A 15,191-nucleotide genomic window follows, 5' to 3' on the forward strand; every position below is an offset into this window, starting at 1 on the left:
CGGCGCCGCAGGCGCAACCGGGCGTCGCCGTCCGGCGCCGTCCGGAACCCGCCGACCGGGCGACAGGCCCAGCCAGATCAACCACTTGCGCGCCATCGGCAGACGGTCCGCAGACGCGGCCCAGGGCCGCAGGCTGCACAGCCGGCGAAGGCGGCAGGCTATGATTTGCGCATGACTCCGCCCGAATCCGCGCCCGGCGCCACCGCCACGGCTCCCGTTTCCGCCCCGGCCCAGGCGCCCGCACAGACCCTCGAGGTCGACGTGCTGGTGATCGGCGGCGGCCCGGCGGGCACCACCGCGGCGACCCTGTTGGCGCGCAAGGGCTGGAAGGTGCTGTTGCTGGAGAAGGACCGGCACCCGCGCTTCCACATCGGCGAATCGCTGCTGCCGATGAACCTGGCCATCCTCGAGCGCCTCGGCGTGCTCGAGCAGGTGCGCGCGATCGGCGTGCACAAGCCCGGCGCCGAGTTCCCGATCGACGCGCAGCGCTACAACACCTTCCGTTTCGAGCGCGCGCTGAATCCGACGTTCGGCTACGCCTTCCAGGTCAAGCGCGAGGAATTCGACCAGTTGCTGTTCCGCCACGCCCAGGCCAACGGCGTCGACGCGCGCGAGCAGGTCAAGGTCGAGAAACTCGAATTCGGCGCCGACGGCCGCCCCGCCCTCGCCCATGCCCGCGCCGCCGACGGCGCCGCGCTGCAGGTGCGCATGCGCTACCTGGTCGACGGCAGCGGCCGCGACACCTTCCTCGGCAGCCAGCTCAAGCTCAAGCGCAAGAACCCGCTGCACCAGTCGGCGGCGATCTTCAGCCATTTCACCGGCGTGCAGCGCCGCGACGGCGAGGACGCCGGCAACATCACCGTGCAGCGCTTCGCCCACGGCTGGATGTGGCTGATCCCGCTGCAGCGCGGGGTGATGAGCGTGGGCGCGGTGTGCTTCCCCGAGTACCTCAAGCAGCGCCGCGGCGACAACGAGAACTTCCTGATGCGGACCCTGGAGTCCGAGCCCTCGGTGTGGGCGCGCATGCAGGGCGCGCAGCGCTGCGGCGAGGTTCACGTCACCGGCAACTATTCCTATACCTGCAGCCGCATGGCCGGCCCCGGCTGGGTCATGGTCGGCGACGCCTACGCCTTCGTCGATCCGGTGTTCTCCTCCGGCGTCTACCTCGGCATGAACAGCGGCGAACAGGCCGCGGCCGTGGTCGACGGCGCGCTGCGCGAACCGGCCCGCGAGGCCGCGCTGCAGGGCGAAATGACCGTGCGCCTCAAGCGCGGCCTGAAACATTTCCAGTGGTTCATCTATCGCTTCACCACCCCGGTCATGCGCGAATTGTTCAACGCTCCACGCAACTTCTGGCAGGTCGAGCAGGCGGTCATCTCGATGCTCGCCGGCGACGTGTTCGACAACCGGGCGGTACTGCGCCGCCTGCGGCTGTTCCGTTTCATCTATGCGCTCACCGCCGTGCGCATGGCGCCGCAGGCGCTGCGCGGCTGGCTGCGGCGCAAGCGCCAGGTCGGGGTCGACTTCCGCGGCGACACCCTGCAGCGGGGCAACCCGTGAGCGCGGCCGCCGCAATGCTGGCCGGCCCGCGCCTGCAGGTCGACTACCTGGACGCCACGCCCGAGGCGCTGTTGGCGCAGGACGACACCCTGGCGGTGTTCGGCTTCGGCGCGGACGCGCCGCATCACCACGACCCGCGCTATCTGCGCGTGGCGCTGGAGCCGTTCGGCGACACCCGCCTGGAGCGCTGGCGCGGCACCGGCCCGGTCAGCAAGGGCCGCGACGGCGACCTGGCCTGGGCCGAGGACGGCGCGCTGCAGTTCGGCGTGATCGAGTTCGACGAACCCGAACCGCTGCCGGGCGAAGCCGCCAACGGCGAGATCGCGCGCGCCGCCGAGTATCTGTACCGCAAGCTGATCGGCTTCACCGCCGAGCGCGGCTACCCGCACTTGCTGCGGATCTGGAACTACCTCGACGGCATCACCCTCGGCCACGGCGACGAAGAGCGCTACCGCGTGTTCTGCGTCGGCCGCGCGCGCGGCCTGGGCGAGTTCGACACCGCCCAGTTGCCGGCGGCGACCGCGATCGGCCGCGTCGACGGCGCGCGCCGGCTGCAGGTGTACTGGCTGGCCGGGCGCAGCCCAGGCACGCCGCTGGAGAATCCGCGCCAGGTCAGCGCCTACCGCTACCCGCGCCAGTACGGTCCGCAGTCGCCGAGCTTCGCCCGGGCGATGCTGCCGCCGCAGCCGGCGGCGATGCCGCTGCTGCTGTCCGGCACCGCGGCGGTGGTCGGCCACGAGTCGCGCCACGCCGATTCGGTGCTGGCCCAGCTCGACGAGACCCTGGCCAATTTCGACAGCCTGCTCGCCGCCGCGCGCCAGCGCCGCCCGCAGCTGCCGGGCGCGTTCGACGCCGGCACCCGGCTGAAGGTGTACGTGCGCGACGCCGAAGACATGGCGGCGGTGGCCGCGGCGCTGGACCGGCGCTACGGCGAACGGGTGCCGCGGATCCTGGTGCACGCGGCGATCTGCCGCTACGAGCTGCGGGTCGAGATCGACGGCGTCCACGGCGGCTGAGCGCGCCGCAGGTCACGCCGACCTGCGGCACTTGCAATCGCCCGGGCAGACATTACGTTGCAGGCATGGCCGATCCGGCCGCTTGCGGAGCCACCTCGATGGGTTTGATCAGTCTGCTCTGGGGCATCGTCGCGCTGCTGTGGATGATCGCCGCCCTGATTCCGTTCTTCGGCTGGGGCAACTGGTTCATGATTCCGTTCGCCGCGATCGGCGCGATGATCGCCGCGATCGGCCTGTTGTTCACCCGCAGCGAGAACAACGCCCGGGCCAAGGCCGGCTTGTGGCTCAACGGCATCGCGATCCTGGTCGGCGTGGTCCGGCTCGCCCTCGGCGGCGGTTTGATCTGAGCGCGACGCGGTAAGCGCCGGCGCTGCGACCGCGCCGGCGCGACGACGGCATCGAGCGCCCCGAACGCGATCCGCGTCGGACGCGGCTGCGCGATGCGCGGCCGCTCAGCCGGCCGGACGCGCGGCGAGCAGGGCGCGCGTATGCGCGTGCCGCGGCGCGCGCAGCACCTGCGCGGTGGGGCCGGTCTCGACGATGCGCCCGGCTTCGAGCACGGCGATGCGCTCGGCCACCGCCGCGGCCGCGGCCAGGTCGTGGGTCACGAACAACAGCGCCAGGCCGCGTTCGCGCTTGAGCCGCGCCAGCAGGGCCAGGATCGCGGCGCGATGGTGCGCGTCCAGCGCCGACACCGCCTCGTCGCAGACCAGCAGTTTGGGCTCGGTCGCCAGAGCGCGCGCGATCGCGATGCGCTGGCGCTGGCCGCCGGAAAACTGGTGCGGGTAGCGATCGAGCATGGCCGCGTCCAGGCCGACCGCGGCCAGCAGTGCGGCGGCGCGTTCGCGGCGCGCGGCCGCATCCAGCCGGGTGTGGATGCGCAACGGTTCGGCGACGATCTCGGCCACGCGCAGGCGCGGGTCGAGCGAGGCGTACGGGTCCTGGAACACCACCCCGGTCTGCGCCCTCCAGCGGCGCAGCGCGGCCGCGTCCAGGGTCGCCAGATCGGCGCCGTCGACGCAGACCCGGCCCTGCGCGCCGCGCAGCAGGCGCAACAGCACCCGCCCGAGCGTGCTCTTGCCGCTGCCGCTCTCGCCGACCAGGGCCACGCCCTCGCCGCTGCGCAATTCGATATCGACCGCCTCCAGCGCCGGCTTCGGCGCGCGCGGGTAACGCAGACCCAGGCCCTCGCCGCGCAACCATACCGGCGCATCGGACGCGGCGTCCGCCAAGGCCTCGATGCGATCGGCGGCGAGCAGCTCGCGGGTATAGGCCTGCGTAGGTGCGGCGAACACGCGCGCGGTCGGGCCCTGCTCGACCGCGGCGCCGCGCTGCAGCACCAGCAGTTGCTGGGCATAGGCGCCGACCAACGGCAGGTCGTGACTGATCAACAGCAGGGCCAGGCCGTCTTCGCGCCGCAGCCGATCGAGCAGATCGAGGATGTCGCGGGCGATGCGCGCGTCCAGCGCCGAGGTCGGTTCGTCGGCGATCAGCGCCTGCGGCGCGGTGGCCAGGGCCAGGGCGATGGCGATGCGCTGGCGCTGGCCGCCGGAAAACTGATGCGGATAGCGTTGCAGCGCCGCCGCCGGTTCCGGCAATTGCACGCGTTCGAACAGGCTCTGCGCCTGGCCGCGGGCCTGGTCCTTGCCGAGCCCGCGCACCGCGCGCAGGGTTTCGATCAACTGCGCGCCGACCCGGCGCAGCGGATGCAGGGCCGCGAGCGGGTCCTGCGGCACCCAGGCCAGGCGGCGGCCGCGCAAGCGCGCCTGCGCCGCGCTGCCGAGCGCGACCGCTTCGCCGTCGATCCGCAGTTCGCCTTGCGCTTGCAATCCGGCCGGCAGCAGGCCGAGCAGGGACAGCGCGGTCAGGCTCTTGCCGCTGCCGCTTTCGCCGACCACGCCCAGGCACTGGCCCGCGTGCAGTTCCAGATCGATCGGACCGAGCAACCGCCGCGCGCCGTCGTTCGCGGCGACGTTCAAGCCCTGCAGCGATACCCGCGGCGGACTCATGCCGCGGCCTCTTCGCTGCGCGGCGCGCTGCGCTTCACGTCGAGCCAGTCGCGCAGGCCGTCGCCGAGAAACTGGAACGCGGCCAGGGTGGCGACCAGGAAACCGGCCGGGAACAGCAGGGTCCACGGCGCGCTGTCCAGCTCCTGCACGCCTTCGGCGAGCAGACCGCCCCAGCTCGAGGAAGGCTCGTCGATCGACAGGCCGAGGAAGCCGAGGAAACTTTCGACCAGGATCGCCTGCGGCAGGATCAGGCCGAGGTAGACCAGGGCCAGCGGCAACAGGTTCGGAATCACGTGCCAGCGCAGACGCTGGCCGAAGCTGGCCCCGGCCGCCTGCGCGGCGAGCACGAACGGCGCTTCGCGCAGGCGCGCCGCCTCGGCGCGCATCACCCGCGCCAGGTCGATCCAGACATAACCGCCGATCGCGACCAGCAACAGCCACAGCGAGCGTTCGAACAGGGTCAGCAGCAGGATCACCACCAGCAGGAAGGGCAAGGCCGAGAACACGTCGAGCACGCGCAGCATCGCCCGTTCGGTGCGCCCGCCGGCCAGCCCGGCGACGGCGCCGTAGCTCAGGCCGATCGCCAGCGCGACCACGCTGGCCAGCAGGCCGATGCCGAGCGACAACCGCCCGCCGGCCAGGGTGCGCGCGAACACGTCGCGGCCGATCGCGTCGGTGCCGAACCAGTGCCCGGCCGTGCCCGGGGTCGCCGACAAGGCGTCCCAGTCGGGCAGGATCGGCCCGTAACGGCTCAGCGCCGGCGCCAGCCAACAGGCGGCGGCGAGGACGGCGAGAACCGACAGACAGGTGCGGGCGAGCGGCGGCAGCGAGGCGAGGGAACGCATTGGCGCTCATCCTAGCGGCTTCGCTTGCGCTGGGGTCGCGGACGTCGACCGGGCTGGGGTCCTTGTCGCTCTTGGTAGCAAGGGCAAGGGCAAATCCCCCCTGCCCCCCTTTTTCAAAGGGGGGAACAGCAACAGCGGGGAACCGCATCAGTCGCGGAGATCTGCAGCCGCCGCGGTATCGGGACGCCCCATGCCCCGCACAACGCTTCCCCCCTTTGAAAAGGGTCTTAGGAAGCAAACAGCCCCTCAGAGTGGGTTGGATCGTAGCAACTTGAGGGTCGCCCGGTAGAGGTCTTCGTGGCGGTGGTTGAAGCGGAACTCGCACTCCTTCAGGTGCAGGTAGAAGGTGGCCTTGGGCACCCCGTTGAATTTGGCCAGGCGCCGCTTGGCGAAGCTCCAGAAGCTCTCGATGCCGTTGATGTGGTTGTCGCCCTCGGCGAAATGATTGCCGCTGTGGCGAATGCGCCAGTGCTTGGCATAGCCCAGGTCGACCAGGCCGTCGTAGCTGGACAGACAGTCGGAGAGGATTTCGCTCTCCAGGCGAATATGCCCACGAATTAAGGCCTGAAGCGTGGCGGTTTTGCAGTTGGGGACGATCTGGGTGTAGACGTGCTGGCCGCGTTTGAGCATGCCGAAGACGATGGTTTTCTTGCCGGCGCCGCGGCCGCGTTTGCCGCGCACGCGCCACGGTCCGAAGAAGGATTCGTCGACTTCCACCTGGCCGGTGAACGGCGAATGCTGCTCGCATTCGGTGGCGATGGCACGACGCAAGGCAAGGAAGATCGAGTTGACCGATCGCACGCTCAACCCGGTCAGTTGCGCGGTGCTGGTCGCGGTCAGGTCCAGGGCCCAGCAGCGCACGAGGGCCCGAAATCGGGCCTCGCTGATTTTCGAACGGCTGTAGTACCTATTTTTCTTATTCATTTCAGGAAGATAGCTGCGTTATGAGGCAGCTTTGCTTCCTAAGACCCTTGAAAAAGGGGGGCCAGGGGGGATTTGCTTTGGCTTTGGCTTTGGCTTGGCTTCGGCTTCGGCTCTTGAGCCCCCCACCCAGCCCACCCCACATACCGCCCCGTCATAAGCAGATGAGGCAATACCTTTTCCCTCCGCCCCCGGGCCCGGCCACATTTCCTACATGGTGACTGGGAAATGCTGACGATGAAGGCCAAGTACGCCCTGCGCGCGATGTGCGCCTTGGCGCGCGTCCAAGGCCGGCCCGGTGCGGGTCGCGTCGAGGTGCCGCGCCTGCAGGCCAGGACCATCGCCCAGCACAGCGGCGCGCCGGGCAAATTCCTGGAGTCGATCCTGGTCGACCTGCGCGAGGCCGGCTTCATCGACAGCCGGCGCGGGCAGAAGGGCGGGCACACCCTGGCGCGGCCGGCCGAGCAGATCATGGTCGGCGACCTGATCCGCGCCATCGACGGCCCGCTGGCTCCGGTGCTGTGCGCCAGCGTCAGCGCCTACCGGCCCTGCGCCGATTGCCGCGACCCCGACGGCTGCACCCTGCGCGCGTTGATGCGCGAGGCGCGCGATGCGATTTCCGATGTGCTCGATCGGCGCAGCCTGGCCGAATTCGCCCGCGCCTCGTCGACGCCGACCCTGCTGACCGTGGAAGGAGAGGCGCGATGAGCCGCGGCGCGACGCGAACCGGCAAACGCACGGCGGCGGCTGCGCGTACCGCGTCCGGGCCGCACAACGGCGAACCGGACATCAACATCGTCAACCTCAGCGACACCGAATTCGCCTTGCTGCAGGCCCTGCGCGGGCTCGATGAGGGCCGGATCGAAGTGCGGGTCAGCCAGGCGCGGATCGTCGAGATCGTCCGCAGCCAGCGCCTGCCGGTCGCCGCCGCCGAATCCTGGGGCTGAGCGCCGATACTCGTGCGCCCGCACCGCCCGTCATCGGCCGCGCCCTGGCGCGACCGCCGCCGGCTCGCTGTTTCCGCTGCACCCGCTGCGTCCGCGCCACCCGGATCGCCTCACCGTTCCGCCCGTTCGTAGGAGCACATCATGCAAACCCGGGTTCGACCTCCGCATGCGGCACGCGCCGCGACCGTCTGGCTGTGCGGCGCGATCGCCTGCGCCCTGGCACTGCCGACGCAAGCGCAAACGCCGCCGCCCGCCGGCGAACTCACGGTGGAAGCGCTGGCCGAACGCCTGCGCGCGATCGAGCAACGCCTGGGCGGCGGCGACGCGGTCGCCGGCGCGTCCGCCGACAGCGGCAGCCTGGCCGAACTCGACCAGCGCCTGCGCATCATCGAACGCAAGCTGGAACTGCAGGCCGAAGACGCGGCGGCCAAGGCGGCGAACACGCCGAGCGTGTCGCTGAGCGCAAGCAAGGGCCTGGCGATCAAATCGCCGCCGCCCGGCGAGGTCGAAGTCAAGCTCAAGGCGCTGGTCCAGGCCGACGGCCGCTTCTTCATCGGCGACGAGCGCTCGCCGCAGAACGACACCTTCCTGTTCCGCCGCATCCAGCCGACCCTGGAAGGGACCTGGGGCTCGCTGGTCGGTTTCCGGCTGACCCCGGAATTCGCCGGCGACAGCGCGACCATCAACGACGCCTACCTGGACCTGAAGTTCGACCCGCGCGCGACCCTGCGGATCGGCAAGTTCAAGAGTCCGGTCGGCCTGGAGCGCCTGCAGTCCAGCGGATCGAATGCCTTGATCGAGCTCGGCCTGGCTTCGGAGCTGACTCCGAACCGCGACCTCGGCGTGCAGTTGCAGGGCGAGTTCGCCGGCGCCACCGTGTCCTACGCGCTGGGCGTGTTCAACGGCGCGGTCGACGGCCGCGACAGCCCGACGGTCAATCCCGACAACGAATTCGAGCTGGCCGGGCGGGTGTTCCTGGAACCGTGGAAGAACGACGGCGGCGCGCTGTCGGGGCTGGGCGTCGGCCTCGCCGGCAGCCGCGGCGACAAGCGCGGCAGCGGCAACAACGCCTTGCCGCGTTACCGCACGCCGGGCCAGGTGCAGTTCTTCAACTACCGCAGCGCGGTGCTGGCCGACGGCGCGCACAGCCGCTGGTCGCCGCAGGCCTGGTACTACCGCAACGCGTTCGGCGTGATCGGCGAATACGTCGCCTCGCGCCAGGACGTGCGCAACGGCGCCTTCGCCGACGAACTCGATCACCGCGCCTGGCAAGTCACCGCCGGCTACGTGCTGACCGGCGAGGACGCCGGCTACAAAGGCGTGGCCCGGCCTAACCAAGCCTTTACGGTCGGTGGCGCAGGCTGGGGCGCATTCGAGCTGGTCGCGCGCTACGGCCGCCTGGAGATCGACGAGGCCGCGTTTCCGCGTTACGCCGACCGCAACGCGGTGGCCGCCGCCGCACGCTCCTGGGGCCTGGGACTGAACTGGTATCTCACCGGCAACCTCAAGCTGGTCGCCAACTACACCCAGACCGCTTTCGACGGCGGCGCCGCCGCGGGCCGCGACCGCGAAGACGAAAAAGCCTTCTTCACCCGCGCCCAACTCGCTTTCTGACCTTCCGCCACTTCGCACAGGACCGAATCATGAAAACCGTTATCCGATGGGCGCCGCTGCGATGGGCCGTACTCGGCCTGGCGCTGGCCGCCGGCAGCGCCGCGGCCAAGGACGCCGAACTGCTCAACGTCTCCTACGACCCGACCCGCGAGTTCTACGCCGAGGTCAAACAGGTGTTCGCCGCGCAGTGGAAGCAGAAGACCGGCGAAACCCTCAACCTGCGCGCCTCGCACGGCGGCTCGGGCAAGCAGGCGCGCGCGGTGGTCGACGGCCTGGAAGCCGATGTGGTGACCCTGGCCCTGGCCGGCGACATCGACACCATCGCCAACGCCAAGCAACTGCCGGCCAACTGGCAGAGTCGCCTGCCGCACCAGAGCTCGCCCTACACCTCGACCATCGTGTTCCTGGTGCGCAAGGGCAACCCGAAGGGGATCAAGGACTGGGGCGACCTGGTCAAGCCCGGCGTGGCGGTGATCACCCCCAACCCCAAGACCTCCGGCGGCGCGCGCTGGAACTACCTGGCCGCCTGGGCCTGGGCCTCGACCCAGTACCGCGACGGCGACAAGGTGGTCGACTATCTCACCGGCTTGTTCAAGAACGTGCCGGTGCTCGACACCGGCGCGCGCGGCTCGACCACCACCTTCGTCGACCGCAAGATCGGCGACGTACTGTTGGCATGGGAAAACGAAGCCCTGCTGACCCTGCAGGAACCGGCCAGCCGCAACCAGTTCGAGATCGTCGTGCCCAGCCTGAGCATCAAGGCCGAGCCGCCGGTGGCCTGGGTCGACAAGAACGTCGACAAGCACGGCACGCGCAAGCAGGCCGAGGCTTACCTGCGCTTCCTCTACACCCCCGAGGGCCAGCGCCTGGCGGCCAAGCACGGCTATCGCCCGGCCGAGCCGGACAAGGTCCCGGCCGCGGAGCTGGCCAAGTTCCCGGCGGTCAAGCAGGTCACCATCGACAACGCCTTCGGCGGCTGGAAGAAGGCCCAGGCCGCGCATTTCTCCGACGGCGGCTTCTTCGACAAGATCTATCTGCCGAAGTGATCGCACAGGGATCGCGCAGGGACGGAGGGGGTTAAGCGCGCTTAACCCCCTCCGTCCCTGCGCGATCCCTGTGCGATCACTTCGGCAGATAGATCTTGTCGAAGAAGCCGCCGTCGGAGAAATGCGCGGCCTGGGCCTTCTTCCAGCCGCCGAAGGCGTTGTCGATGGTGACCTGCTTGACCGCCGGGAACTTGGCCAGCTCCGCGGCCGGGACCTTGTCCGGCTCGGCCGGGCGATAGCCGTGCTTGGCCGCCAGGCGCTGGCCCTCGGGGGTGTAGAGGAAGCGCAGGTAAGCCTCGGCCTGCTTGCGCGTGCCGTGCTTGTCGACGTTCTTGTCGACCCAGGCCACCGGCGGCTCGGCCTTGATGCTCAGGCTGGGCACGACGATCTCGAACTGGTTGCGGCTGGCCGGTTCCTGCAGGGTCAGCAGGGCTTCGTTTTCCCATGCCAACAGTACGTCGCCGATCTTGCGGTCGACGAAGGTGGTGGTCGAGCCGCCGGTGGCCTGGGTCGACAAGAACGTCGACAAGCACGGCACGCGCAAGCAGGCCGAGGCTTACCTGCGCTTCCTCTACACCCCCGAGGGCCAGCGCCTGGCGGCCAAGCACGGCTATCGCCCGGCCGAGCCGGACAAGGTCCCGGCCGCGGAGCTGGCCAAGTTCCCGGCGGTCAAGCAGGTCACCATCGACAACGCCTTCGGCGGCTGGAAGAAGGCCCAGGCCGCGCATTTCTCCGACGGCGGCTTCTTCGACAAGATCTATCTGCCGAAGTGATCGCACAGGGATCGCGCAGGGACGGAGGGGGTTAAGCGCGCTTAACCCCCTCCGTCCCCATGACCCGCCCACGACCCGCCTGTAACCCGCGCTTTTGCGGCCCCCTTAGCTTTTGCTTCTCCCCCTTTGAAAAAGGGAGGTAGGGGGGATTTGCTCTTGCCCTTCCCCAAGCGCCAGAAAAGCAAATCCCCCGCGCCGCCGCCGAGTTCGGACTTCGTACCGACGTCGGGCGCTGGCCCCCTTTTCCAAAGGGGGCCACGGAACCAGGCCCGGTCCGCAGCCGCTGGCGACGACCGCCCTGCGGCGCCAGGTTGAGCCGCCCGGCCACCGCGTCCGCCCGTGCCTGCCGTTCACCGCCAACGAACCCGCCACCGGTCATCGTGGCCCGGCCCGATATCGCCATCGCGCACTAGCTAACAACCAACGCGCATTTCCCCTGGACCGCAAACCCGCGATAGCGTCACACCCCTTCGTCCCTCCGCCACCGCCGCCCACCGCCACATGAGCGAGCACGCGTTGACCCTGCCGGCCTCCGCCTCCCGATGGCGCAGGCCGCTCCCCGGTTTCGGCCTCGGCCTGGGCCTCGGCCTGGCTTGGCTGGGGCTGGTGGTGCTGTTGCCGCTGGCCGCGCTGGTGCTGCGTTCCGGCGGCCTCGGCCTGGCCGGCTGGCTGCGCGCGATCTCCGACCCGCGCGTGGTCGCCTCGCTCAAGGTCAGCTTCGGCACCGCCTTCGTCGCCGCCCTGGCCGCGCTGGTGTTCGGCGCGGTGGTGGCCTGGGTGCTGGTGCGCTACCGCTTCCCCGGCCGGCGCCTGCTCGACGCCCTGGTCGACCTGCCCTTCGCCCTGCCGACCGCGGTCGCCGGCATCACCCTGGCGGCGATCTACGGCCAGAACGGCTGGGTCGGCGCCTGGCTGCAGCCGTTCGGCATCCAACTGGTCAACAACCTCACCGGCATCGTCATCGCCCTGATCTTCATCGGCCTGCCGTTCGCGGTGCGCACCGTGCAGCCGGTGCTGGAGACCCTGGGCCGCGAGCAGGAGGAAGCCGCCGCCTCGCTCGGCGCCTCGCGCCTGACCACCCTGCGCCGGGTGATCCTGCCCGAACTGCTGCCGGCCCTGCTGACCGGTTTCTCGCTCGCCTTCGCCCGCGGCCTGGGCGAGTTCGGCTCGGTGATCTTCATCGCCGGCAACCTGCCGATGAAGACCGAGATCGCGCCGCTGCTGATCACCATCCGCCTGGAAGAAGAAGGCGGGGTGACCGCGGCGATCGTGCTGGCGACCTTGCTGCTGCTGATGTCGTTCGTGTGCCTGGTGGCGATCAACGCCGGCGCGCGCTGGCTGTCGCACGGAGGCCGCCAGGATGGCTGAGGCGCGCGATCAATTGCAGGAACCGGCCTGGGTGCGCTGGGCGCTGATCGGCGCCGCGGTGGCGATCATGCTGCTGGTGGTGGTGCTGCCGTTGCTGATGCTGCTCGGCACCGCGTTCGGCAGCGGCCTGGACGTGTGGCTGGCCGCGGTGCGCGATCCGCACACCTTGTCGGCGCTGCGCCTGACCCTGATCACCACCGCCATAGTCGTGCCGGTCAACGCGGTCTGCGGCGTGTTCATGGCCTGGGCCCTGACCCGCTTCGAGTTCCGCGGCAAGCGCACCCTGCTGGCCCTGATCGACCTGCCGTTCGCGGTCTCGCCGGTGGTCGCCGGCCTGTGCCTGGTGCTGTTGTTCAGCCCGACCCACGGCTTTTTCGCCGACCTGCTCAACCGCTACGACCTGAAGATCCTGTTCGCCACCCCGGGCATCGTCCTGGCGACCTTGTTCGTGACCTTTCCGTTCGTGGTCCGCGAGCTGATCCCGTTGATGGAACAGCAGGGCAGCGACGAGGAACTGGCGGCGCGCTCGCTCGGCGCCAACGCCTGGAGCATGTTCTTCCGCGTCACCCTGCCCAACATCAAATGGGGCCTGCTGTACGGCGTGCTGTTGTGCAGCGCGCGGGCGATGGGCGAGTTCGGCGCGGTCACCGTGGTGTCGGGCAACGTCATGGGCAGCACCAACACCCTCTCCCTGCACGTCGAGGTGCTGTACAAGCAGCTCGGCGGCGAGGGCGCCGCGGCGTTCGCGGTCGCCTCCCTGCTCGCCGGCCTGGCCCTGGTCACCCTGGTGGTCAAGATCTGGCTCGAAGCGCGCCACGGCGACGCGCTCGCGCGTTCGCACCGCCGGCACTGATTAGCGAGCACCGACTAGCGAGTTCCGCACCTATGGATCTGCATCTCCACGCCATCGCCAAGCGCTACGCCAACGTCGCCGCCCTCGACGCGGTCGACCTGCAGGTCGCTTCCGGCGAGCTGGTCGCCCTGCTCGGCCCGTCCGGCTCGGGCAAGACCACCCTGCTGCGGGTCATCGCCGGCTTGCTCCAGCCCGACTCGGGCCGGCTGCTGTTCGGCGAACAGGACGCGACCCGGCTGAGCCTGCGCGAGCGCAACGTCGGCTTCGTGTTCCAGCACTACGCGCTGTTCAAGCACATGACCGTGGCCGAGAACATCGCCTTCGGCCTGCGCAGCCGGCCGCGCGCGCGGCGCCCGGACAAGGCGACGATCGGCAAACGCGTGCAGGAACTGCTCGGCCTGATCCAGTTGCCCGAGCTCGGCGCGCGCTATCCCGAACAACTGTCCGGCGGGCAGAAGCAGCGCGTCGCCCTGGCCCGCGCGCTGGCGATCGACCCGACCGTGCTGCTGCTCGACGAGCCGTTCGGCGCGCTCGACGCCAAGGTCCGGGTCGAACTGCGCCGCTGGCTGCGCCGCCTGCACGACCAGACCGGGCAGACCACCTTGTTCGTCACCCACGACCAGGAAGAAGCGCTGGAACTGGCCGACCGCGTGGTCGTGCTCAAGGACGGCCGGATCGAACAGATCGGCACCCCGGACGAGATCTACAGCGCGCCGGCCTCGGCCTACGTGTTCGACTTCATCGGCCGCGCCAACGTGATCGAGGGCCAGACCGAGGGCGGCGAGCTGTCGGTCAACGGCCACGCCATGCGCCTGCCGGTCGACAGCCGCAGCCGCAGCCGGGCCAGGCTGTACGTGCGCCCGCACGACATGGCCCTGGTCGACAGCGACGACGGCCTGCCGGCGCGGGTGGTCTCGGCGCACCGGCTGGCCGAGCGGATCACCCTGGAACTGGCGATCGAAGGCCAGCACCGCCCGCTGGAACTGGACTTGGCCGCGACCCCGGACGCAGTGACCCCGGCGCCCGGCAGCACCGTGCACGTGCGGCCGCTGCGCTATCGGGTGTATTCCGACTGACGCCGGGCGCAGGCCTGCGCGACAGGGACGCAGGGGATTAAGCCTGCTTGATCCCCTCCGTCCCTTACGGGCAGCTTGCCCGTCTTGCCCGGAACACAGCATCCCCGCCCGCCGCGACCCGCGGTCGCAGGCCGCCGCCGGCCGCGGGAGTAGACTAGGCGCCCATGAGCTACCCCTACACGCGCCCGCGGCGGATGCGCCGCGACGAATTCTCGCGCCGGCTGATGCGCGAGACCGTCCTCACCGCCGACGACCTGATCTATCCGGTGTTCGTGCACGAACTCGACGGCCGCGCGCCGGTCGGCTCGATGCCCGGCATCGAGCGGTTGTCGATCGACGAATTGCTGCGCGTCGCCGAACGCGCCAGCGAGCTGCGCGTGCCGGCGCTGGCGCTGTTCCCGGTGACCGCGCCGGAGGCCAAGTCGCTGACCGCCGAAGCCGCCTGGCAGGAGGACGGCCTGTGCCAGCGCGCGGTGCGCGCGCTCAAGCAGCGCTTCCCGGAACTGGGCGTGATCACCGACGTCGCCCTCGACCCCTACACCAGCCACGGCCAGGACGGCCTGGTCGACGACAGCGGCTACGTGCTCAACGACGAGACCGTCGAAGCCCTGGTCCGGCAGGCGCTGTCGCATGCCGCCGCCGGCGCCGACGTGGTCGCGCCCAGCGACATGATGGACGGCCGCATCGGCCGCATCCGCGAGGCGCTGGAGCAGCGCGGCCACATCCACACCCGCATCCTCGCCTACAGCGCCAAGTACGCCTCCAGCTTCTACGGCCCGTTCCGCGACGCGGTCGGCTCGGCCGGCGCGCTCGGCAAGGGCAACAAGTACACCTATCAGATGGACCCGGCCAACAGCGACGAAGCCATGCGCGAAATCGCCCTGGACCTGGACGAAGGCGCCGACATGATCATGGTCAAGCCGGGCCTGCCCTACCTGGACATCGTGCGCCGGGCCAAAGACGAGTTCGGCGCGCCGACCTTCGTCTATCAGGTCAGCGGCGAGTACGCGATGCTGCGCGCGGCGATCGGCAACGGCTGGCTGGACGAACGCGGCTGCGTGCTGGAATCGCTGACCTCGATCAAGCGCGCCGGCGCCGACGGGGTGCTGACCTATTTCGCATTGGATGCGGCGCAATGGATGCGCGAGGCGCGTTGATATTTC

14 protein-coding genes and 2 pseudogenes are annotated in these 15,191 nt (G+C 70.1%); 12 read left to right on the forward strand and 4 right to left on the reverse strand.

All coding sequences use genetic code 11. The annotated features are described in order from the left end of the window. Window positions 1-171: 171 nt before the first annotated feature. The 3 genes from K4L06_RS05505 (at window position 172) to K4L06_RS05515 (ending at window position 2,923) form a co-directional block, all read left to right on the forward strand. Entirely contained in the window at window positions 172-1,560 is a 1,389-nt protein-coding gene (locus tag K4L06_RS05505; protein WP_221670447.1) for an NAD(P)/FAD-dependent oxidoreductase, read from the forward strand. A gap of 14 nt (window positions 1,561-1,574) precedes the next feature. Beyond that, window positions 1,575-2,576 (forward strand): pteridine-dependent deoxygenase, encoded by a 1,002-nt coding sequence (locus K4L06_RS05510; protein WP_221673529.1) that lies wholly within the window; start codon window positions 1,575-1,577, stop codon window positions 2,574-2,576. 98 nt (window positions 2,577-2,674) lie between these two features. Further along, on the forward strand, window positions 2,675-2,923 hold the full coding sequence (locus K4L06_RS05515; protein WP_221670448.1) for a hypothetical protein: 249 nt from the start codon (window positions 2,675-2,677) through the stop codon (window positions 2,921-2,923). A gap of 105 nt (window positions 2,924-3,028) precedes the next feature. Here K4L06_RS05515 and K4L06_RS05520 read toward each other — a convergent pair whose 3' ends face one another. From K4L06_RS05520 to K4L06_RS05530, 3 genes are all read right to left on the reverse strand, one after another. Further along, a complete protein-coding gene (locus K4L06_RS05520; protein WP_221670449.1) occupies window positions 3,029-4,585 on the reverse strand; it encodes an ABC transporter ATP-binding protein in 1,557 nt (518 codons plus the stop codon). Continuing rightward, complete coding sequence (locus K4L06_RS05525) at window positions 4,582-5,430, reverse strand: ABC transporter permease (protein WP_221670450.1); 849 nt, start codon at window positions 5,428-5,430, stop codon at window positions 4,582-4,584. Before K4L06_RS05525 ends, K4L06_RS05520 begins: the two co-directional genes overlap by 4 nt. Before the next feature lie 246 nt (window positions 5,431-5,676). Then, window positions 5,677-6,354 (reverse strand): IS1595 family transposase, encoded by a 678-nt coding sequence (locus K4L06_RS05530; protein ID WP_221669623.1) that lies wholly within the window; start codon window positions 6,352-6,354, stop codon window positions 5,677-5,679. A 225-nt stretch (window positions 6,355-6,579) separates the two neighbouring features. Here K4L06_RS05530 and K4L06_RS05535 point away from each other — a divergent pair, with 225 nt between their 5' ends. The 4 genes from K4L06_RS05535 (at window position 6,580) to K4L06_RS05550 (ending at window position 9,958) form a co-directional block, all read left to right on the forward strand. Beyond that, window positions 6,580-7,059, forward strand: a complete 480-nt coding sequence (locus tag K4L06_RS05535; RefSeq protein WP_221670451.1) for an Rrf2 family transcriptional regulator — start codon at window positions 6,580-6,582, stop codon at window positions 7,057-7,059. Continuing rightward, window positions 7,056-7,298, forward strand: a complete 243-nt coding sequence (locus K4L06_RS05540) for a hypothetical protein (RefSeq protein WP_221670452.1) — start codon at window positions 7,056-7,058, stop codon at window positions 7,296-7,298. Before K4L06_RS05535 ends, K4L06_RS05540 begins: the two co-directional genes overlap by 4 nt. A gap of 141 nt (window positions 7,299-7,439) precedes the next feature. Next, the gene (locus K4L06_RS05545; RefSeq protein WP_221670453.1) at window positions 7,440-8,912 is read left to right on the forward strand and encodes a porin; all 1,473 of its coding nucleotides are present in this window, start codon (window positions 7,440-7,442) and stop codon (window positions 8,910-8,912) included. 29 nt (window positions 8,913-8,941) lie between these two features. Further along, the gene (locus K4L06_RS05550; protein ID WP_221670454.1) at window positions 8,942-9,958 is read left to right on the forward strand and encodes a sulfate ABC transporter substrate-binding protein; all 1,017 of its coding nucleotides are present in this window, start codon (window positions 8,942-8,944) and stop codon (window positions 9,956-9,958) included. A gap of 76 nt (window positions 9,959-10,034) precedes the next feature. Here K4L06_RS05550 and K4L06_RS05555 read toward each other — a convergent pair. Continuing rightward, window positions 10,035-10,454: pseudogene (locus K4L06_RS05555) on the reverse strand (sulfate ABC transporter substrate-binding protein); the annotation flags it as partial. Between K4L06_RS05555 and K4L06_RS05560 the strand changes: the two are divergent. The 5 genes and pseudogenes from K4L06_RS05560 to hemB form a co-directional block, all read left to right on the forward strand. Next, window positions 10,441-10,731 (forward strand): annotated as a pseudogene (locus K4L06_RS05560) (sulfate transporter subunit); the annotation flags it as partial. The pseudogenes K4L06_RS05555 and K4L06_RS05560 sit on opposite strands and share 14 nt — an antisense overlap. 501 nt (window positions 10,732-11,232) lie before the next feature. Beyond that, the gene (cysT, locus tag K4L06_RS05565) at window positions 11,233-12,099 is read left to right on the forward strand and encodes a sulfate ABC transporter permease subunit CysT (protein ID WP_221670457.1); all 867 of its coding nucleotides are present in this window, start codon (window positions 11,233-11,235) and stop codon (window positions 12,097-12,099) included. Further along, window positions 12,092-12,952, forward strand: a complete 861-nt coding sequence (cysW, locus tag K4L06_RS05570) for a sulfate ABC transporter permease subunit CysW (protein WP_221670458.1) — start codon at window positions 12,092-12,094, stop codon at window positions 12,950-12,952. The genes cysT and cysW overlap by 8 nt, the downstream gene beginning before the upstream one ends. 32 nt (window positions 12,953-12,984) lie before the next feature. Further along, window positions 12,985-14,028, forward strand: coding sequence for a sulfate/molybdate ABC transporter ATP-binding protein (locus K4L06_RS05575; protein ID WP_221670459.1), 1,044 nt, complete (start codon window positions 12,985-12,987; stop codon window positions 14,026-14,028). Between the two features lie 164 nt (window positions 14,029-14,192). Next, window positions 14,193-15,185, forward strand: a complete 993-nt coding sequence (gene hemB / locus K4L06_RS05580; protein ID WP_221670460.1) for a porphobilinogen synthase — start codon at window positions 14,193-14,195, stop codon at window positions 15,183-15,185. The last annotated feature ends 6 nt before the right edge of the window (window positions 15,186-15,191 follow it).

It is taken from the genome of Lysobacter sp. BMK333-48F3 (genome assembly GCF_019733395.1).
Classification (GTDB): domain Bacteria; phylum Pseudomonadota; class Gammaproteobacteria; order Xanthomonadales; family Xanthomonadaceae; genus Lysobacter.